Consider the following 21072-nt stretch of genomic DNA (forward strand, 5'->3'; position numbering starts at 1 on the left):
ATATGCAGGGAAAGCCTATGAATAAAAGAATAACAATAGCAGGACTAGGGTGGTTAGGACAACCGCTTGCATCTCATCTCAAACTTTTTGGATATCAAGTAAAAGGTAGTGTCACAGATACAGAGAAGGCAAAAGCACTTACAAAAAGTGGCATTACAGCTTATCCTGTTGTTATAGCAGAGGCTGGTGTGTCTGGACTTGTAGACACCTTACTGGTGGATACCGATGTGCTTATGATAATGATTCCTCCGGGGCTGCGTAGAAATACTGGAGCAAACTATGCACTTAAAATGGCTCACTTTTTACATCAAGTAGAAAAATCACAAATAGAAAAAGTCATCCTAGTAAGCAGTACCTCAGTATATGATGACTCACAGGGTGTAGTTACAGAAAAAATTGCGCCTAGACCTGAGACTAACGCTGGCAAGCAATTACACGATGTAGAGCAAATTTTCTTTAACAACAGTGCTTTTAAGACTACAGTTGTACGGTTTGGAGGGCTTTTTGGAGGGAACAGAAATCCTGTTAAGTTTCTCGCTGGTCGTAAGGGGCTTACTAATGGTAAGGCTCCCGTAAATATGATTCATAGAGATGATTGTATAGGCATTTTAATGGCTATTATAAAGCAGGACGCCTTCGGTCATATTATAAATGCCGTTGCACCTAGCCACCCGTCAAAAAAGGAATATTATACACAGCAAGCACAAGAACTAGGTCTTGAGCCTCCAGAGTACATAGACGAGGATACAGCCACATTTAAAGAGGTAAATAGTGTAGTTGTAAAACCCGTTTTGAATTACGAGTTTCAGGTTGATTTATAGATTGCTATAACCATAAAATAGTTTAAGTACGCTTTCGCGAAAGCATAAAAAAAAAACCGTCCCTATTTGAGACGGTTTTTTAAGTTTAAAAAGCGTTTGTATTACCAAATACGCACCCTATCTTCTGGAGCTAGGTAATTTGCATCTCCTTCTTTTATATCAAATGCTTCATAAAAAGCATCTACATTGAGCAAAGGTTGTACAGCACGCACCATCCCTGGAGAGTGTGGGTCTGTCTTGATTTGTGTTCTTAAAGCTTCATCACGGCTCTTAGTTCTCCATACGGTTGCCCAAGACATAAAGAAACGTTGTTCTGGCGTAAAGCCGTCTATGTTTTCTGGACGTCCATTTTCTGCATAGTATTTCTGAAGGCCGTCATAAGCCCCCAGTACGCCTCCTAGATCACCTATATTTTCACCTAATGTAAACTTACCGTTTACAAAAACGCTGTCTAGTACTTCTACATTGCTGTATTGTTCTGCAAGAGCATTACCACGTTTTGTGAAAGCCTCAAGGTCTGACTCTGTCCACCAGTTTTTTAGGTTTCCATCTGCATCAAAACGTGCTCCACTATCATCAAAGGCGTGTGAAATCTCGTGACCTATTACGGCACCTATTCCTCCATAATTTACAGCCTCGTCTGCCGTGTAGTTGTAAAATGGTGGCTGTAATATTGCTGCAGGGAAAACAATCTCATTGTTAAGCGGGTTGAAGTATGCATTGACCGTTTGTGGTGACATTCCCCACTTAGATTTATCTACAGGTTCACCTATATCTTCATAATTTTTAAGTTGACCCCATTTACCTACAGCTGTCATATTTTCAAAATAGGTCTTATCTGCAGATACTTCCATTGTAGAGTAATCTTCCCACTTGTCTGGATATGCAATCTTAACTGTAAATTTATCAAGCTTTTCGATTGCTTTTTCTTTAGTCTCTTCTCCCATCCAGTCTAAATTCTGGATACGGTTTTTATAAGCATCAATCACGTTTGCAATCATTGTTTCTGCCTTTGCTTTTGCCTCTGGAGGAAACTTTGCATCTACATATAGTTGTCCTAAAGCTTCTCCTACAGTGCCGTTTACAGTTGCAAGCGCACGCTCATCTGCTGGGCGTTGCTTTTTTGCACCGCTTAGGTATTTACTATAAAACTCCCAGTTTGCTGTTTCAACATCAGTACTTAGTCTACCGGCAGCACTATTAAAAGTATCCCAGCGTACGAGTGTTTGTATATCTTCAATAGATGTGTTATTTAAAAATTTGTCTAAGGCTGCAGTATACTTAAGCTGTGTTACCGTGAGGGTGTCAAATTCTTTTTTGATGCCTAAGTCTTTAATCATCTTTTTAAGATCTACAGATGTAAGCATTGCATCTGCCTCTTCTACAGAACGTCGATTATTGAAGTTACGAGCATCACGGCTTTCTACTTTATCTAGTCTAGGTATAGCAAGTGCAGTTTCCATCTCAAGAATTTTTTCTGCAGCTGCTGTGGCATCTACTTCAGAGTCACCTAGTTTTTGTAACATTCTTGCAATGTGCTTTTTGTATTCTACACGTATTTCTTTAGACTTACTGTCTTCTAAGATGTAATAGTCACGGTCTGGAAGACCTAAACCATTTGCGCCTAGATAAACTGTATTCATTGAGCTATCATTAAGATCTGCTCCAGCACCTATACTTAAAAATGGAGAAGATACTGCAGGGTTTGTAGCAAGTACGGTTTGTAACTCTGTGAGGTTTGTGACAGCAGCTATATCATCTAGTGCTGGTTGTAATGGTTTTAATCCGGCTTCATTTCGCGCAAGCGTATCTAACTTTGTATTAAAGATTGCTAGTGCTTTTGCTTGGTCTGTGCCAGCAGTGTACTTCCCGCTTTTTTCTGCTTCATCAAGTATAGCAAGAACATCTGCATCTGTAGATTTACGTAGTACAGAAAAGCCTCCCCAGCTTGTACGATCATCGGGTATCTCTGTGTTTTTCATCCAAGAGCCATTTACGTAGTTGTAAAAGTCTTGATTAGGAGTTACAGAAGTATCCATATTTTCAAGTACGATACCTGGAATTTCTTCTGTTTTGGCTTCGTCTTTTGGACCTTCTGTTTTACAACTTACCAGAGTAAGCGCGCAAGAGGCTACAATTGCAACCGATTTATAAAGTTTCATAGTGTTATGAGTGTTTGAAATTATATCTGAATAAGACGTTATTAATTTTGGATTGTTACAAAGTTAATAAAACAAAAAGCCCTCTTAAAAGAGGGCTTGATTAGTTAGTTACGTATCAGCTTTTTGGTTATTTGCTTTGTACCTGTATTGAGTTTAAGTAAATATAAGCCGGTAGCAAATGAACTCATATCTAAGGGATAGTTTGTCTCTCCCGCAGTGGTTGTAATAGGTTTTACAACTACCTTACCTAAGATGTCATAAACTTCTATAGTAAGCGGAGTTCCTTGTGACCAGTTGATGTTAAAGACGCCATTTGAGGGGTTTGGGTGAATGCTAAGACCTGAAATAGAAACCTCATCTATAGCAAGTGGCTCAAGACCTATTTGTAAATCGTCTAATAATACACCTTCTCTCACCGTGTTCTGATCTGAGTGGAAAACAAATCTAAAAATCATACTTGTTTCTGAAGCAAAGGCAGTAAGGTCATAGCTATACTCGTTAAGCGATGTGTCGTTGTCACCCGTCCACTGTGCTCCTGGGCAGTTAAAGCAGTTGTTACCTGGTAAGGTATCACTGTTATACCAGTTAGGGTCATTTGCTGTTCCTAATATATTCCAAGTAACGCCATTATCTGTAGTATACTCCATATACATAATATCCCAATCATTTTCTAGCTCAAAAGCCATCTGAAATGAAATTTGAGGTACTTCTAGTGCAGATATGTCATAACATTTAGTAGTTAAAAATTCTTTGATATTATCACCGTGATCACCACCTAAGTTAGTCGCATATACATTCTGACCAGATGCTGCTTGATTAAGAGCTGGGCCCGAAGGGATCCCTCTTTGCCAGGTTGTGTTACTAGAGTCACAATTACTTGCATTACTATTTTCAGTAAGTACAAGAAGTGCATCTTCATCTGTTTCAAAGTCATTAATAAGATCTCCTTCTCCTACTGCGTTTACGGCTAGAATGGTTCTTGAGTCATTATTATCTACTACTTGATCACCATTTAATATAACTTCTGCCACAAGCTCATATGTCCCTGTAGAGAGTCCTAGCACTGGCAACTCAATTGTAGTAGACTCTTGTGATGCAAGTGATCCCGACCAATCTATTGAATTTGAAATACCACCAGCTTGATAATTTATGGTAGCAGTTGTAACTACATCTGTACCACTATTTATAAAAGTAAGTTCTGTAGGGATTTCTTCACAAGAGAGGGCTTGATTACCTATAGGTGCTAATGAAGTAGTAGCGATATCTAGGGCTATGGGCTCTGAATCTATATTAGTTTGCCAGATACCACGACCGTAGGTAGCTGCCGTAAGAATACCATTAGACTCATTAATATCTAAGTCACGTACAGCAGTATTAGGTAATCCATTATCAAAGGTCTCCCAGTCGTTTGTAACATCATCATACCTCCATACTCCTAGCGCTGTACCTAAGTAAAGTGGATTTTGAGAGTGCAAATTTTGGTGTTTAATTACAAGTTTTGGCACTTCTGGTAATGACCCCGTAATTTCAGTTGCAACAATATCTACTCCTGTAATTGTGCCTTGATATACTCTACCTGAAGTTCCAGCAGTTACTATATATATAGTCGAGCTGTCTCCATATTTCACTTCAAGTGAAGATATATTATTTGAAAAATTAGTCACGAAATCAAAATTCTCGCCACTGTCAGAACTTTTGTATAGTTGATTATCAACTGCGACATACATTATCTCTGCATTATTTGGGTCTGTTTCAAGATGGTCAATACGAGTCCCAAATGATGATGAACGTTGTACCCAAGTATTAGAACAAAAATCTAATTCATAAAGACTAGTATATCCCGCATATAGTCTACTATCTTTTGCAAAGGCTAGAGGTGTTATCCAGTTACCATTTTCTGGAGCGTTAAAAGCTCCTGCGAGTGATGCTCCTCCATTATTTGAAAAATAAGGGCCACCGCCACCTTGTATAAATCCGTAAACTCTGTTTGGGTCATTTGGATCAAATACATTCTCCATTCCATCTGCTCCATAATAGTTTTGCCATTGCTCGTTAAGGCGAGCATAGCCACCGTTATCTTGTAATCCTCCAGAAATAAGAGAAGCATCTGTAGCGGCTACATCTATTCTATAAAATTGTCCTATCGCTAGACCATCTGTAATGCTTGTGAAACTAGCGCCACCATCTGTAGATGTGTAAATACCACCATCACTACCGCAATAAAGAGTTCCGTTTATAAATCGTAGGTTATGAATATCTGCGTGGGTATATGCTGCTTGATTTGGGGAACTCCAGTCGTTAAGTTGTGTGAAGTTTGCGCCACCATTAGTAGATTTCCATACATTTAGTATTCCTGTGTAAATTTCGTCTTCATTTGTGTCTGAAACGGCAAACGCCATATCAAACCAGGCTTGCGTACTCTGGAAAATATCTTGATCTCCAGTAAAAGTTTCTATAAAGCTATCTGCACTATTTGTAGATTTAAATATTGATCCAGAACCAAAACTTGAATCAGATCTAAATACATAGAGTACTTCTGGATTTGCTGGGGTTACATCTAGTACGAGTCTTGCTGCACCAGTAATGACTCCAGCAGATATGTTTGTCCAAGTTTCTCCAGCATCTAGAGATCTATAAACTCTATTTGAAGTAGCTGCATACAGCACATCAGAGCTTCCTGGTTTTACTTTTAAGTCATCAAAGTCGCCTGTGATTTTGTTTTCCCAAGTTAGACCACTATCTGTCGTTTTATAAACACCATCGCTAGTTGCAAGCCATAGTGTTTTATTGTCTGCAGGGTCAAAGTAAATCTCATTCATTGTTAAAGGTGAATTACTTTCATTAAGACCTGTGGTGTTCCAAGTAACACCACCATCTGTAGATTTCATCACGCCTATACTTGTAGAGTCACCAGCATCATCATCACCAGTGGCAATGTATATGATATTACTATCGGTAGGATCAATAGCGATACCAGACACTCCTATTTGTGGTAATTGATCTGTAAGAGGTGTCCACGTGGCACCTGTGTCTGTAGACTTCCAGATACCTCCAGCTGGAGCACCTATATAAATAACAGCAGGGTTTGTTGGGTCTACAGCTATCGCATTTACACGACCTTGACCTGCAGACCAAGAGCCTGTATTAGTATGAGTAAGAGGGCCTATGTTTACCCAGTCGCTCTCATCTGTTTGTGCCGCACGTGAAGAGCTATTTAGTTCTTGCCATACGTCCCAAAGTTGCTTTTGAGTCATTACGGTACCATCATCATTAAGATAATTTTGGTGAAAGGATTCCCATCTTTTAAATGGTTTGTAACCGCTTCCTTTTACGGTCTCATCTTTGTCTTGCCAATACAGTTCAAAAGCATTTACAATTTCTTGAAAAGTGGGTTCTGTGGTTCGGTTAGGATTGTTAAAAATTTCCATCCACGGGGCAGATGTACCTATTTGAGCAACAGATACTCCCGTGACTAGGCAGAAGCCTAGTAGTAGTAGTTTTTTCATTGTAGTTTTATTAGGCAATAAATATAATACAGGAATTTTATTCTACACAATTATTCACTTATAAAACAGCCAAAAAACTTAAAAAATATCAGCAAAAGGATTAAAACACTGCGGTTTTAACAATAAACGGGTGGTTTGATTAGTCTTTTTTGCGCATCTTCTTTATGTAAAGACTGTCCCATTCACTTTTGATTTTAGTAAGTTCAGACACATTTTCGTTAGGTACTGCAATAGATAGTACATAGTGGTGAACCTGCCAGTTGCCGTTTACTTTTTTTAGAACCCCAGAGCCTCTACAAATCCCCATTTGTGTTTCTAAATGTTCATCAAACCAAGCAATACTTGGGTTTAATCCCTCTACGTACACATTTCTATCTATGGCTTTAAATGACCAAGCACGACCTTTGTCAAAATGAGGTTTTGAATAATTTTTAAAAGCCTTCACATCCCAAATTTCTGTTGCATCTGTTCCTACAAAAATGGCAGTATCTGTCATCAAACCAAAATAAGCATCAAAATCTGCGTTAGATGCTGCTTGATGCCACGCATCTAAGGCTGTTGTGATAGATGTCTCAATAGAGTCATTATCTTGTGCAAGTGTAGTTGTAGTAATGCTTATAAGGACAAAAAGGGTAGCTATAAATTTCATAATTTACTGTATTTATTAATCTTCAAGAATTTCTTTTTCTTCCCCATCACCATCAGGCTCTTCATTCTCAAGTTTTATTTCTTCTAGTAAATCTCTAAAGTTTGTGTTGAACGCCTCATTGAGTTGTAAATTGAGATCCTGGTAGGCATTATGTAAATCTCCTATTTGCTTAGACAGTGTTTCTGAGTTTGGGTTGTTTAAAAAAGCTTCATTTTTAAGCACTTTTACCTTTGTCTCGATGGTAATGAGTCTTGCTTGTATTGCGTTAGACAATGTTTCTTTAGGAGTCACTTGTACCTCTGCCTCTTCTGCTTCTGCCTTTGCTTCATATAGGTTGTCAAATTTTTGAATCTTATTTTTTAAAACGCCAAGTGTAGGTATCTGTAAACTATCTATCACTACAGATAGATCTCTATATAATGGCCAGTTTGCCACACCTTCTCTTGCTTGTGGTGTGAGTCCTATTTTAGGCTTTAGATTTGTAGGTTTTGCAATAGATAAAGTATCTCTTGCATCTATTTTATCTGTGGTGGTAACCTCTTGAGGAGTTTGTTTTTCGTCACAAGCACTTATAGCGAGAACAAAAAGAAATAATAATACAACAGATAAAAATCTCATAACTTAAATACTAAGGACATAACAAAAGTAGGGCAAATGCGTATATGCGAGCAATAATTATGACTAAGTTTGTTTACGCTTTCGCGAAAGCGTACTTCAAAACACACACATATGAAATCTAGAATACTCATTATAGGAGCTTGCGGCCAGATAGGGACTGAGCTTACACTTACATTAAGAAACAGATTTGGTGCAGATAAGGTAGTTGCCAGCGATATACGCGAGGGTAATGAAGACATAATGGGTGAGGGGCATTTTGAACTACTAGATGCTACAGACCTTGCAGCAGTAGAAGATGTTATTTTTAGATATAAAGTAGATACAGTCTATTTAATGGCAGCAATGCTTAGCGCTATTGCAGAGCGTTTTCCTGCAAAGGCGTGGCATCTTAATATGACTTCTCTCTTTAACGTGCTTAACCTAGCAAAAGACAAAAAAATAAAAAAAGTGTTCTGGCCGTCTAGTATAGCTGTTTTTGGAGAAACTACACCTGCACAAGATACACCACAACTTACCGTTATGGAGCCATCTACCGTATACGGGATTTCAAAACAAACAGGAGAGCGCTGGTGTGAGTATTATCATAATAAATATGACGTAGATGTACGTAGTATACGTTACCCAGGCCTTATAAGTTATACAACAGAGCCAGGAGGTGGTACGACAGACTATGCTGTAGACATCTATCATAGAGCTTTAAAACACGGTCAGTACCGTAGCTTCCTCAATAAAGGAACAATATTACCTATGATGTATATGGATGATGCCATAAGGGCAACCATAGGTATTATGGATGCGCCAAAAAAGAATATAAAAGTACGCTCATCATATAATCTAGCCGGAGTAAGTTATGCTCCAGAAGATGTTGCAGCAAGTATACAAAAGGTAATACCTAACTTTGAGATAAGCTATGAGCCAGACTTTAGACAGGCCATTGCAGACTCTTGGCCGGAGTCTATAGATGACAGTATTGCGCGCAAAGACTGGGGCTGGGAGCATAAATTTGACCTAGATGCCATCACAAAAATAATGCTCGATAATCTAGAAGAACGATATAAATAAATACACTTACGTGAAAAAGAGAGACCTCCCCACAAAAGATTGTCCCGTTTGTAAACGTCCATTTGCCTGGCGTAAAAAGTGGGAGAAAAACTGGGCAGAGGTCATTTACTGCAGCGAGCGCTGCCGAAGAAATAAAAACAGTGCATAGAGAACAGCTCTTACAAGAATTATCATTTAAGGCTTCAAAAAGCAGTGGCCCGGGTGGACAGCACGCAAATAAAACAAGTTCTAGAATAGAGTTGAGCTGGTCGTTACCAGAAACCCTTGCATTTACAGAAGAAGAAATAGTACGCCTTACTGATAAGCTCGCTCACAGACTCACTAAGGAAGGGGTGCTGCAGCTTGCTTCACAAGCATCACGTAGCCAGCATAAAAATAAAGAGGATGTCATAAAGCGCTTTTTCTCTTTGCTAGAGGTTGCCATACAAGTACCTAAAGTGAGAAAGAAAAAGCGGCCTTCTAAACTTGCCAAGCTAAAACGCCTTAAAGCCAAAAAGGAACAGTCAGAAAAAAAGGCAAATCGCAAGCGACCAGAGTTTTAGAAGAGCTGATGTAGAAAAATTAAAAGCCCTGTAAACAATGCGTTTACAGAGCTTTTAATTTTAAAATAATGTAGATTACTCTACAATAAATTTTCCTTTCATAAGTCCTGAGTGACCTGGAAAGCTACATATAAAATCATATGTTCCAGCCTCTGGTGCGGTAAAGGTTACAGTAGTAGACTGCCCACCACCTATCATCTTAGTATGAGCAATGATTTGATCTTCATTTGCAATCCAGTCACCAGCTTCTCCAGTTGCTGCCGCTGCTGCCGAAAATTCTGGAATAGACGTTCCTGGCTTAAGTAGTACAAAGTTGTGACCCATTATTTTTTTGTCAATTTTTCCTGTATGACGTAGTGTAAGAGTCACTTCTTGACCAGCTTTAACTTTAAGTTCGCTCTTGTCATATTTCATCTGGTCATTTCCTGCAAGTGCAAGATTTACAGATTTTCCATCATCTTTTTTGGTTGTCTTTTTTGAGCCTATCTTTACGGTTTCTTTTTCGGCTTTTTTCTCTTCGCCGCCGCAGCTTATCATAAGTCCTGCAAGTGCAAGAGCAGCTATAATTCCTTTAAATTTCATAGTAGTTCAGTTTAGTTTAAGTTTCTAAAGATAATCAACAACAGCTTTTTACTCAATATAATTTTTAAAAAAGTCAAAGGTGCGTAACTCATTGTAGTAATACTCTCCTTTCATATAAAAGCCCACGTGCCCTCCGTGATCTGGCATTTCTAAATGTAAGATGTCAGACTGTTTTGCTTGTTCTATAGGGTAGCAGTCACCGTGTAAAAAACTATCATTTTTTGCATTAAGGATAAGAGTAGGGACTTTAATATTTTTTATAAACTGAGCGCTACTTGCTTTTGCATAATAATCTAGTGCATCTTCAAACCCGTGAGCGGGCGCGGTGTATATATCGTCAAAAGATTGTAAACTATTAATCTTCTTATATGACTGCCTACTCATTTTCTCAGGAAAGCGAGACATTTTTTTTCTATACTTTGCACGTAAGTGTACTAAAAAGGAAGTGCGATAAATGACATTTTCTTTTTTTGATAATTGCTCAAGAGACATACGTAAATCTGCGGGTACACCTATGCAGGAGGCTACTTTAACTTCTGTAGGGATATTAGTATGCTCTCCTAGGTATTTTAAAACAGCATTACCTCCTAAGCTCACACCGTAGAGCCCTATTTTTTCATATTTACGCTTAACAAGTGTTTCTACAATAAATGCAATGTCACCCGTTTCTCCACTGTGGTAAGACCGGTAGAGTCTATTTTGCACGCCGCTACAGCCCCGTAAATTTACAGCGGCAACATCATAGCCATTTGTGCTTAATAACTTTGCTGTGCCTAGCATATAAGGACGCTGTGCATCACCTTCTAAGCCGTGAAAGAGAACAGCCACCTTTTGATTTTTTCTTGAAACTCGAGCATTTGTCCAGTCTATATCTATGAAGTCACCATCGGGAAGTTCAAAACGCTCTCTAGACTGTTTAACCCCTTTTACGCGCCTAATTTTTGCAGAGTAAATGGTAGAAAAATGAGCATCTTTAAATAGTCCGCTTGCGCGAAAATTTGATGAAACTATGGGCATTTAGGGTATGTAGCTTTATATATTTAACATTTTGTAGTACAACATACTACTAAGACAAAATTACATAATTATGAGAGGCTAATACCTATATATAGTCATCCTGTAAAAGCTTATTAAGATATTTTTATCGAAAACTACTGTACCTCAAAGAAGCGATTATTGTAATTTTACGACTAGACGGTATTGTCACAAACTTGATTTAATTAGAACAATTTATATATGTACACAAAAGAATTTGATATACGATGGAGTGATATAGATGCAAATCGCCACCTAGCAAACTCTGCTTACGTAAACTTTATGTCTCATACTCGTATGGGCTTTATGATAGAGAATGGTTTAAGCCAGAAGGAGATGGTGCAACATAATATAGGGCCAGTGATTTTTCACGAGCAAATATTCTTTTTTAAAGAAGCTTTTCAAGGTAGACCTATCACTGTGACCTTTGAGTTAGGAGGAGCTAGTGAGGATGGTATGTTCTTTAAGTTTGTACATAACTTTTATGATTATAAAGGAAGAAACCTTGCTCGCGGAAGTATGCAAGGAGCTTGGATAGATCTTACCACACGTAAAACTACTGGCCTTCCAGAAGCATTAATGCCTATGCTCGAAAATGCCCCAAAAACATCAGACTATAAAGTCTTAACAAAAGAAGATATGAGATCTCACGGGCAGGCGCCTAGAGATAGAGAGTAATAAAAAAAATTATAGGAGCAGTATGATGCTGCTCCTATAATTATACTGCTATTGTCCAGGCATATCATAAAAGAATTGCTCTTGAACAATTTTTCCATCCTTTACTTGATATACTGCTATTTCTGAAGATTTACTGCGTTGCCCGCTAGGCTTATGAGTAGTATCCATATCAAATCTAACAGAAAACCAGTTTTCTGCCACTGTAGGCTCACTTACAGTAGTGCTATGTACATCAAAAGTGTTTTCCCACCATTCTCCTTTTTTTCCTACGGCTTCCATACCTTCAGATCTTGAGTGTTCTGCCCACGATGGTTCTAAACTCACAATATTTGGGCTATAAAGCTCTTTATAACATCTATCATACTCGCCATTATTGCACCACTTTACTAAGTTATTTGCGATTTCTTGTGTTTTCATAATATATTGATTGTTAGGTTGTTCTTGTAAATATAGCGACCATATTAGTAAAATGAACAAGAAAACACAGGCTAAAACTCATATTGAATGTTAAATTTTTAACATAATTTATTATCTTGAGGGAAATTTATAAGACAGACAACTATATGTAATAGTTTGTTTTTTAAACTAGTTACTAGTTTTTAAATGGAGTATGTTGTTTGTATTCTGTCATTTTAATCTGACGCACAAAAGGTTTAAATAACATATTTGCAACTGTACGGCGGTGTTTTATATAACATCTAAGCTGTTCTGGCGTTGCACCTAGAGTACTTTTAATTTCAGATGCTGTTCTGCCTAAGTTGATTTCTTTCACCCCTAATGAGAGGCCTTGTCTTATATAATCGTTAAGCATTCTTTGGTAGACGGCATCTGTTTTATTAAACTCGTAGTTGAGTCCTATAAAATGTGCATCAAGCACATCATCTACAATAAAAGCGGTCGAAAATCCCACAAGCATCCCATCTCTACTATAGGTTTTAAAAATGATACGGTCTTTAAAAGCATCTTTTAGCAATGCATAGGTCTCTATTGTAATAGTTAGGGTGTTAAAAACAGCTTTGCTAGTTACATTATTATATAGCAGCTGTAAACTGTCTTTATTGCTTCTTATTTCTGATGCAGATAGCGATTGTACAGTTAGGTTTTTACTCAATGTATCTGCTCTATTAACCTTTACTCTATACTTAGATTTTAAGGCATTTTTATAACTGTCAAAGTCTTTCCACCTTAAACGTAGCCTCATATTTGGTTCTACCGTAAAAGATTGAAAGTCTTCTTTTTCTGCGATGCTAGCAGATGCATCTTCGGTAGCATTAAAGTCCTTTAGGAAAAAGAGGCTTGGTTTTTTTGGTGTAGAGAGCTTTTTTAGCTTTCGCGAAAGCGTATCATACACACTTCTTTTATCTATACCGGTTTTTACATAAAGACCATATGCACCGCTCAGAAAGATATTTCCACACACTAGTGTATGTGTTTTCTTTCCGCTTAGGTAGCATTGTATACTGCGTGCTAGTTGCTGGGTGAGTGGCACTTTCTCTGAAGCCATACCTAATGAGATATCTATTGCCTGGGTTATGGCAAGAGCTACGGGTTTGTCATTGAGAGAAAATAGAAGGTAGGTGTATGTAATAAGCGGGTTTGCCTTTTCAAACGCTCGTAAGAATGGTTTTGAAAAATAGAAAGTGTCCTGACTGTCTAGTGTTATAAATACACGATCATCTATATCATTTATACTTGAATATGATGTGCACGTATAATTAGACACTTGCTTTTTTTCGTTTTGTACTTAAATATACACCTAAGAAAATAAGCGTAGCTGCTACTACTCTTATAGTAGTGAGGGTGTCTGCTCCTAGTATAATAGCTACAAGCGTTGCTATGAGTGGTTGTATATAGATAAAGGCTCCTATCGTAGAAGGTTTGAGCTGTCGCAGGGCAAATACATTAAATAGGTACGTTAAGTATGTGGTGCCTATTACTACAAACAGCATTACACCTATAACAGAAGGTGGCAAAGTAAACCACTGTACTTCGAGAAATTGAGGTAAGGCAATGGGTGCGTTTGTAAATACTGCGATTAAGAAAAACCATTTCATAAGTGTGACCGAGGCATATTTGGCCGTGAGTGGTTTTACTAAAATCAGATAGACGGAGTAGGCAATGGCATTTATTATAAATAGCGTGTTACCTAGAGGTATATTGGGCGCATTAGCTTGAGTTTTTGCTCCAAATAATATAAGAATAAGTGCTCCTACTAGGCCTATAGCAATACCAGACCCTTTGAGCCAAGTGATTTTTTCTTTTAAAAATAAAGCCGATAGAATAAGAAGGATAACTGGAGATAGGGTGATGACCACACTACTGTTTATAGGAGTAGATAGCTGTAAACCCTTAAAAAACATAAGCATATTAATAGTCATCCCAAAAAGAGCACAAAGTATAATGCGCCACCAGTCTTTACGGTCAATCTTTTCTGAGGGTAAAAACAAGCTTGTAATCCAGAATAGTATCGCTGCGCCTAACACTCTAAGCATAATAAACCCATATGCTTCAATGTATGTGGGCATAAGATCTTTTGCCAGCGTATGGTTTACACCATATATAAAACTAGCGCCAAAGGCAGCAAGAAATGCGAGATGACGCTTACTCATAGATTTTTATACTTTTGAAAATACCTCAACAGCAGCAGCAACCACCTTCTTGCTATTACCTACAAAAATTTGATTATCTACAATCATAACCGGGCGCTTTAAAAAAGTATAATGTTCAAGTATAAGATTTTTAAAATCTTCTTCAGAGAGAGATTGCTCGTTAAGACTACGTTTACGGTAGAGTTGTGCTCGTTTACTAAAAAGCGACTCATAACTACCGCTCATTTCTTTCATAGCCACAACTTGCTCTTCTGTAAGAGGGTCGGTTTTAATGTCTTGTAATACAACGTCACTAGACGGGTTTATTTCAGAAATAATACGCTGGCAAGTGTTGCAAGTAGCTAAGTGTATGATTTTTTTCAAAATATGGTGGCTTATTAAATTACTTTACAAAATTACCATCTAACTCATCTAAAATGAATTATTTTTAGACAAAAATTAGACATTATGACCTATACCTTTGATATCTGTCTTAAAAGTAGACAACTTTTAGAACGCTTCATTAAAAATCATACTACAGAGGAGCTTAACACAATTCCAGAGGGTTTTAATAATAATATTATATGGAATATAGGTCATAGCATCGCCACACAGCAACTTCTTACATACGGGCTGTCTGGGCTTAAACCTAGGCTTGATATGGCATTTATAGATCGCTATAGAAAAGGTACAAAGCCAGAAGGGCTAGTTACTCAAGAAGAGGTGGCACAAATGCATACACTCTTGTTTACAACACTAGCAGAGTTACAAGAAGATTATGAAGCTGGACTTTTTAAAGACTTTAAAGAATACACACTATCTACTACGGGCGGTACACTTACTAACGTCGGAGAAGCTCTGGAATTTAATAATTATCACGAGGGCTTACACTTAGGGTGCGTTATACAGTTGTCAAAACTTCTTAAAAAGTAAGATAACTTTCCGTTTCGTTCCAAGGTATAGTAACCACCATATTCTCCGTATATAATGCATCTACCTCTGCATAATTAAGAATTACGCCGTCTTCGGTAAATCCTACTTCTTGTAGGTTTTCATTAAATGTGAGTACATTAAATAAATGCTCCTGCTGGGGGTATTCTTTTGTGAAGTACGCTTTCGCGAAAGCGTAAAAATCTTCTGTAAATAGTGCTTCTTTTGATAAAAGCTCTCCATTTTGTGGATTTAGGTTGAGATAGCTAGCTGTATCATACCCACTAGCACCGCCAGAAAATTGATAGGTATAGTGCACAATGGAGAGTAAATTATTAGTCCCATATGAGAGCGCTGTTTCTATTTGAATTTCGTGAGCATCAGAGAGCTCAGTAGTTTCGGGATATGAAATTTGAGATTCATTAATGTATAGGTCTATTGCATCTGTTATGCTAAGGTCTGGCACATTAGAAGCATTATACAAAGTGGAAGTTGTCTTGTCAAGAATCCACTTATTTGCAAAGTCTTTTACCGTCTCAGGTGAAGTGAAGGTAATAATCTCAATATCTATATCTGGACAGTGCTGCGTGGCGCATATGTTTATATCACTAGTTGTGTAGTGAGTGCTGTTTGTTTCATAAACAATTTCTTTCTCACAACTTACAGTGGTGATGTAAATAATAATAAGCAGCAGGGGAGCCAGATGTTTTTTCATTAGATAAAAGTAGGGTTAAGGCTCCAATAAAAAAAGGCTACTCATATATATGAGTAGCCTTTTAAAAAAAGTTAGCTTATAAAGCTTATTGCTTGATAAACTTGTAAGTTCCTGTTTGACCTTCTGCAGTTACTTGTATTAAGTAAGCGCCAGGCGTTAATTCTGAAACATTTATTTGATTTTGTGTTGATTGAAGGTTTTGATCTAAAACTTTTTGACCAAGTAAGTTAAACACTTTTACGTTTTCAATAATAGATGTATTACTTACGTTAAGAACTTCTTGGGCTGGATTAGGAAACATTGTAAATCCATCTAGTTGGTTAGATTCTCCAGTAGATAATAGACCATCTCCAGTAGCACTAATTTGAAGGTTTCCAGTAGCACCACCAAAACCTAGAACTACTATATAAACATTCTCCCCAGTTCCTGGAGTTGTAAATGTAAGTTCACTTTGTAATGTTCCGTTTGCATCATCATTCACCTCACCGCAAACTTGGTTATCACAATCACCAGTGATAGATGCAATGATAGTATCAAAGTCTGATCCAGCGGTAGAAACGGTCACTTCAGTGGCTGTTCCTCCATCATTAACAAAATACCATACTGCAGCTCCGCCAGTATCTCCACATCCCGTTGTATCTGGTGTCGCGTTTGAGATATTTTGTAGTGTAGTTTGCCCATCACCTAATCCTCTTGCTCCAGAACATTCGTCGTTAGAAGGTGGGCAAGGGATTTCTCTTTCATATGTAAGAACACAATCAGCATCTTGTGGTGTAAGAGTAACCTCTATTGCAGTCTCACTTACATTAAAGGGCCCAAGCAAAGTTGCACCGGTATCTGTAATTGTTTCTGATAGACTATTATAGTTTGTTGTTACAACAAATTCTGTTGCGTCTCCAAAATCAGTAATATTTACAACAACGCTAAATTCACCGTTATCACAATCTCCAAAAACTTCAACCATTGCGGCACCTGGAGTACAGTCTATACAGTTTGCAGTAATTTCTGTTGGTACATCTACGAGATTACCAGTTCCTACTTCTTGGTCTACATTATTAAGTATACGATAAGAAACTTCTCCATCAAAAGAACCAGAGTCGTCTACAGTAAATGTAATAGCATCACCATCTGTAACACTAAAAGTCTCAAAGCCTTGACTTCCAGCATCTAGTGTAGCATCGTCTAAAATGATTGTGCCATTTACGATAACATCAATGGAGTTTCCATTCCAACCGTCACCAAAACTGTCATTAAGTTCTAGTGTGTAATCACACTGACCGATTGCAATTAAACTGGTAAAAAGCATTAAAAATGCAAGAGTAATTTTTTTCATACTAATATTGTTTAAGGTTATCAAAGTGTTAAATATAAGTTATTTGTGCTAACACAGGTTTTTTAACATAGGTTAATTTGTTTTTTTTCGTTAAATGGTCATTAAATTGGAGGGTATTGTGAATAAAATCTTACAAAATGTTTAATAACAAACGTTAGTATGTTAAATAGTTAGTTATTCCTTAATTATTTGTTTTGCACTGCACTTTATCTTCCTACTTGAGTTAAGTAGCTTTGTTATATAAAAATCTCTCTATGAAATTTAATACTAAAACCATACACGGTAACCAGCAGCCAGATGCAGCTTATGGATCTGTGATGAAACCCATTTATCAGACATCTACTTATGCTCAACAGTCACCGGGAGATCATAAAGGATATGCCTATAGTAGATCTGCAAACCCTACACGTCACGCACTTGAGCAATCTCTCGCAAGTATAGAAAATGGAGCATTTGGTATGGCATTTGCTTCAGGTATGGCTGCGATAGATGCGGTAATGAAGCTACTTAAACCTGGTGACGAGGTTATCACTACAAATGATATTTATGGTGGTTCTTTTCGCTTATTTACTAAGGTTTACGAAGGTTACGGTATTACCTTCCATTTTGTAAATATGAGTGATATTCAAAATATCAAAACTCGTATCACAAAAAATACAAAGATGATCTGGATGGAGTCTCCCACAAACCCGATGATGAACATTTTTGATATACAAGCCGTCGCCAAACTTGCAAATCAAAATAACATACTCCTTGCTGTAGATAATACGTTTGCAACTCCATATCTTCAGACTCCTCTGGATCTGGGGGCGCATATTGTGATGCATAGCGCTACAAAATATATAGGAGGCCACAGTGATCTAGTAATGGGAGCGCTCATTGTAAATGAAAAGACGCTAGCAGAAAAGCTTTATTTTATTCAAAATGCTTCTGGAGCTATATGCGGTCCTCAAGACGCTTTTCTCGCGCTGCGGGGTATAAAAACCTTGCACGTGCGTATGGAAAGGCATTGCCAAAACGGGTGTGCAATTGCCCATTATCTCAAAAATCACCCTAAAGTAGAAAATGTGTACTGGCCAGGTTTTGAAGACCACCCTAGCCATCATATTGCTGCCAGACAAATGAAGGATTTTGGAGGGATGTTATCATTTTCCTCCTATGGAGATAGTACAGAAGATGCACTTAAGGTTATAAAAAATTTAAAAATATTTACGCTCGCCGAAAGTCTTGGAGGGGTTGAGAGTCTAGCCGGTCACCCAGCCACAATGACGCACGCTGCAATACCCAAGGAAGATAGACTCAAAATAGGCTTAACAGATTCATTAATACGACTAAGTGTTGGGATAGAAGATGTAGATGATTTAATAAAAGATCTTAAGCAGGCTCTTGGGTAGTATTCCGCTTTCGCGAAGGCGTAACGCTACACCATATTAGTATTTTAATCTAGGTAATAAATATACCCTACATTCATCCAGAATATCCAGTCGTTTACTCTGTTTACAGGTCTTGGGTCTGGATTAAGTCCATCTACCCAGTTTGATGTGTAGTAGTGCCATCTCAAATCTATATTAAGATCACTTAAGATACCTAATTTGTAACGAGTACCTACACTCCAAGTGATTGCCCAAGTATCCCCCACACGGGTATCTATACCTGTGCCCATTTGCCCTTCACCTACATTAAATCCTTCTATAATAGCAGGTCCCGTATCTGTAGGGTCTGTTGTAAAAGGATTGAGTACTTGTCCAAAGATATTACCATCCTCGCGTAGTGAAGTTGTAGCACTAGGATTAAAGGAAACAAAGTGAGCTCCTACACTTACATATGGAGCAAACTTATAGGCTCCAGCAGAGAAGTCACGTATGCTCATAGGGAAGTATTCTAGCTGTGAACCTATCTCTAGTACTTGAGTTCTACCTGTATGTGCACGAAGTCGCATACCCCCAAAATCATTATCACTCGCCTCTGGGCCAAAGTTTTCTAAGTTTGTTATATGGAAATCTATTTCGTTTCGTACCTTAAAGTGATCATTAAAGTAGGTGTACTTTGAGTAACAGTTACAGTCTGCTTGATAGGCAAAGTTTAGGTAGTGCACTATCCCCACACCAAAGCCTACATTACCAAGGTTGGTCTCAACATTACTACGCTCTCCATAATCAGATTGAAACGCAACTGGACCGGCTATAACGCCAAGTTCGTGTGAAAACCCAAACTGAGCATTTAAGCCCTGCTGTGTGATCATCATTAATAATAATGCCAGTAGTAGGTACTTGGCTCTCATAAGTAGGTAATTAGGTGAGCAAATATATAAAAATATGTCAAACATCGAGTTTTTTGAGTTAAAATGATATTTTAAGTAAGTTTAATCTTACAATTACATATTTAATTATGATATTCTAAAAAAAACACGCTAAAAATCAAGGATAATGTATATTTGTAGCTCTAACAGAACAATGTTTAAAGCATTGTCATAATAGATACCTTTTATGTCAGACAGCATTAAAAAATTTGTCGATTATGTTGCTCAGAGCAACCCAAATGAACCAGAATTTATGCAGGCAGTCCACGAGGTGGCAGAAACTGTAATTCCTTTTATAGAAAAAAATCCAAAATACCAGGGTAAGAAACTCTTAGAGCGAATGGTTGAGCCAGAGCGCACTATTATGTTTAGAGTGCCTTGGACAGATGACTCTGGAGAGATTCAAGTAAATAGAGGATACCGTGTAGAGTTTAACAGTGCTATAGGGCCATATAAAGGAGGACTTCGTTTTCACCCTTCTGTAAACTTGAGTATCCTTAAGTTTTTAGGGTTTGAGCAAGTGTTTAAAAACAGTCTTACTACATTACCTATGGGTGGTGGTAAAGGAGGATCTGACTTTAACCCAAAAGGGAAGTCTGATGCAGAGGTAATGCGTTTTTGCCAGAGCTTTATGAGCGAGCTAGCTCGTCACATAGGTCCTAACACAGACGTACCTGCTGGAGATATAGGAGTAGGCGGTCGTGAGATAGGCTATATGTTTGGGCAGTACAAGAGACTTCGTAACGAGTTTACTGGAGTACTTACAGGTAAAGGTCTTACGTACGGCGGTTCTTTAATGCGTCCAGAAGCGACAGGTTATGGTGATGTATACTTTGCACAAAGTATGCTTAAGACTAAAGGTGAAACTTTTGAAGGTAAAGCAGTAGCAGTTTCTGGATCTGGAAACGTTGCCCAGTATGCTACAGAGAAAGTAACACAACTAGGTGGTAAAGTAGTGACTATGTCAGACTCTGGAGGTTACATTTATGATAAAGATGGTATAGATGCAGATAAGCTTGCGTTTATTATGGATCTTAAAAATGTAAAACGTGGTCGTATAAGCGAGTATGTAGATACATACACAAGCGCAGAGTACCACGAGGGACAAAGACCTTGGTCTACTAAGGTAGATGTTGCACTTCCTTGTGCTACACAAAATGAACTTAATGGAGATGAGGCAAAAACACTAGTAGATAACGGATGTATATGCGTTGCCGAAGGTGCAAATATGCCTTGTACGCCAGAAGCTATAGAAGTTTTCCATAATGCAAAAATTCTTTTCTCACCTGGAAAAGCATCAAACGCAGGAGGTGTTGCAACTTCTGGACTTGAAATGTCTCAAAACAGTTTACGTTTTAACTGGACTGCAGAAGAGGTAGATCAAAAACTTCACAAGATTATGCTAGACATACACGAAGCGTGTGTAGAGTATGGAAAAGATGAAGACGGTTATGTAGACTACGTAAAAGGAGCAAACGTTGCCGGATTTGTAAAAGTGGCAGATGCTATGCTAGCTCAAGGAGTAGTATAATAAGTCACACACATAATATAG

The 21072-nt window shown here is 37.9% G+C and carries 21 protein-coding genes; 8 read left to right on the forward strand and 13 right to left on the reverse strand.

Translation table 11 applies throughout. From position 1 onward, the window contains the following. Positions 1-17: 17 nt before the first annotated feature. Complete coding sequence (locus I597_RS03670) at positions 18-821, forward strand: SDR family oxidoreductase (RefSeq protein WP_035328929.1); 804 nt, start codon at positions 18-20, stop codon at positions 819-821. Between the two features lie 101 nt (positions 822-922). Here the strand turns inward: I597_RS03670 and I597_RS03675 are convergent, their stop codons facing one another. The 4 genes from I597_RS03675 to I597_RS03690 all read right to left on the reverse strand — a co-directional run bounded on the left by I597_RS03675 (position 923) and on the right by I597_RS03690 (position 7756). Beyond that, positions 923-2983 (reverse strand): M13 family metallopeptidase, encoded by a 2061-nt coding sequence (locus I597_RS03675; RefSeq protein WP_035326454.1) that lies wholly within the window; start codon positions 2981-2983, stop codon positions 923-925. A 104-nt stretch (positions 2984-3087) separates the two neighbouring features. Continuing rightward, a complete protein-coding gene (locus I597_RS03680; RefSeq protein ID WP_035326458.1) occupies positions 3088-6489 on the reverse strand; it encodes a T9SS type A sorting domain-containing protein in 3402 nt (1133 codons plus the stop codon). A gap of 139 nt (positions 6490-6628) precedes the next feature. After that, positions 6629-7138 (reverse strand): nuclear transport factor 2 family protein, encoded by a 510-nt coding sequence (locus I597_RS03685; RefSeq protein ID WP_035326464.1) that lies wholly within the window; start codon positions 7136-7138, stop codon positions 6629-6631. A 15-nt stretch (positions 7139-7153) separates the two neighbouring features. Further along, positions 7154-7756 carry a hypothetical protein gene (locus I597_RS03690; protein ID WP_035326467.1) on the reverse strand — a complete coding sequence of 201 codons (603 nt, stop codon included), beginning with the start codon at positions 7754-7756 and terminating at the stop codon, positions 7154-7156. A gap of 111 nt (positions 7757-7867) precedes the next feature. On the opposite strand from I597_RS03690, the gene I597_RS03695 reads away from it, so the two are divergent. From I597_RS03695 to arfB, 3 genes are read left to right on the forward strand one after another with little or no spacing between them, the layout of a single operon-like run. Then, the gene (locus tag I597_RS03695; RefSeq protein WP_035326470.1) at positions 7868-8818 is read left to right on the forward strand and encodes an NAD-dependent epimerase/dehydratase family protein; all 951 of its coding nucleotides are present in this window, start codon (positions 7868-7870) and stop codon (positions 8816-8818) included. A 10-nt stretch (positions 8819-8828) separates the two neighbouring features. Further along, complete coding sequence (locus I597_RS14545) at positions 8829-8966, forward strand: DUF2256 domain-containing protein (RefSeq protein ID WP_081964996.1); 138 nt, start codon at positions 8829-8831, stop codon at positions 8964-8966. Then, positions 8959-9360, forward strand: a complete 402-nt coding sequence (gene arfB / locus I597_RS03700; RefSeq protein WP_035328931.1) for an alternative ribosome rescue aminoacyl-tRNA hydrolase ArfB — start codon at positions 8959-8961, stop codon at positions 9358-9360. Before I597_RS14545 ends, arfB begins: the two co-directional genes overlap by 8 nt. 75 nt (positions 9361-9435) lie before the next feature. Here the strand turns inward: arfB and azu are convergent, their stop codons facing one another. Both azu and I597_RS03710 read right to left on the reverse strand, forming a co-directional pair. Continuing rightward, positions 9436-9942 carry an azurin gene (azu, locus tag I597_RS03705; protein WP_035326473.1) on the reverse strand — a complete coding sequence of 169 codons (507 nt, stop codon included), beginning with the start codon at positions 9940-9942 and terminating at the stop codon, positions 9436-9438. 48 nt (positions 9943-9990) lie between these two features. Next, entirely contained in the window at positions 9991-10959 is a 969-nt protein-coding gene (locus I597_RS03710; RefSeq protein ID WP_035326475.1) for a YheT family hydrolase, read from the reverse strand. A gap of 219 nt (positions 10960-11178) precedes the next feature. Here I597_RS03710 and I597_RS03715 point away from each other — a divergent pair, with 219 nt between their 5' ends. Beyond that, entirely contained in the window at positions 11179-11655 is a 477-nt protein-coding gene (locus I597_RS03715; protein ID WP_035326477.1) for an acyl-CoA thioesterase, read from the forward strand. A gap of 48 nt (positions 11656-11703) precedes the next feature. Here the strand turns inward: I597_RS03715 and I597_RS03720 are convergent, their stop codons facing one another. From I597_RS03720 to I597_RS03735, 4 genes are all read right to left on the reverse strand, one after another. Then, complete coding sequence (locus I597_RS03720) at positions 11704-12072, reverse strand: nuclear transport factor 2 family protein (RefSeq protein ID WP_035326478.1); 369 nt, start codon at positions 12070-12072, stop codon at positions 11704-11706. 175 nt (positions 12073-12247) lie between these two features. Continuing rightward, positions 12248-13378, reverse strand: coding sequence for a peptidogalycan biosysnthesis protein (locus I597_RS03725; RefSeq protein ID WP_052111879.1), 1131 nt, complete (start codon positions 13376-13378; stop codon positions 12248-12250). After that, entirely contained in the window at positions 13371-14264 is an 894-nt protein-coding gene (locus tag I597_RS03730) for a DMT family transporter (protein ID WP_035326480.1), read from the reverse strand. Before I597_RS03730 ends, I597_RS03725 begins: the two co-directional genes overlap by 8 nt. A 6-nt stretch (positions 14265-14270) precedes the next feature. After that, positions 14271-14627: an arsenate reductase family protein gene (locus tag I597_RS03735; RefSeq protein WP_035326483.1), complete on the reverse strand. Its 357-nt coding sequence runs from the start codon at positions 14625-14627 to the stop codon at positions 14271-14273. A gap of 84 nt (positions 14628-14711) precedes the next feature. On the opposite strand from I597_RS03735, the gene I597_RS03740 reads away from it, so the two are divergent. Next, positions 14712-15176, forward strand: a complete 465-nt coding sequence (locus I597_RS03740; RefSeq protein WP_035326488.1) for a DinB family protein — start codon at positions 14712-14714, stop codon at positions 15174-15176. On the opposite strand, the gene I597_RS03745 is transcribed toward I597_RS03740, so the two are convergent. Next, positions 15166-15888, reverse strand: a complete 723-nt coding sequence (locus I597_RS03745) for a hypothetical protein (protein WP_035326491.1) — start codon at positions 15886-15888, stop codon at positions 15166-15168. The genes I597_RS03740 and I597_RS03745 overlap by 11 nt on opposite strands. Positions 15889-15973: 85 nt before the next feature. After that, the gene (locus I597_RS03750; protein WP_052111881.1) at positions 15974-17221 is read right to left on the reverse strand and encodes a T9SS type A sorting domain-containing protein; all 1248 of its coding nucleotides are present in this window, start codon (positions 17219-17221) and stop codon (positions 15974-15976) included. Between the two features lie 254 nt (positions 17222-17475). Between I597_RS03750 and I597_RS03755 the strand changes: the two genes are divergently transcribed. Continuing rightward, complete coding sequence (locus I597_RS03755) at positions 17476-18615, forward strand: cystathionine gamma-synthase (protein ID WP_035326494.1); 1140 nt, start codon at positions 17476-17478, stop codon at positions 18613-18615. A gap of 44 nt (positions 18616-18659) precedes the next feature. On the opposite strand, the gene I597_RS03760 is transcribed toward I597_RS03755, so the two are convergent. Then, entirely contained in the window at positions 18660-19502 is an 843-nt protein-coding gene (locus tag I597_RS03760; protein ID WP_035328937.1) for a THC0290_0291 family protein, read from the reverse strand. A 205-nt stretch (positions 19503-19707) separates the two neighbouring features. On the opposite strand from I597_RS03760, the gene gdhA reads away from it, so the two are divergent. Next, positions 19708-21051, forward strand: a complete 1344-nt coding sequence (gene gdhA / locus I597_RS03765) for an NADP-specific glutamate dehydrogenase (protein ID WP_035326496.1) — start codon at positions 19708-19710, stop codon at positions 21049-21051. Positions 21052-21072 lie beyond the last annotated feature (21 nt).

Source organism: Dokdonia donghaensis DSW-1 (assembly GCF_001653755.1).
Classification (GTDB): Bacteria; Bacteroidota; Bacteroidia; order Flavobacteriales; family Flavobacteriaceae; genus Dokdonia; species Dokdonia donghaensis.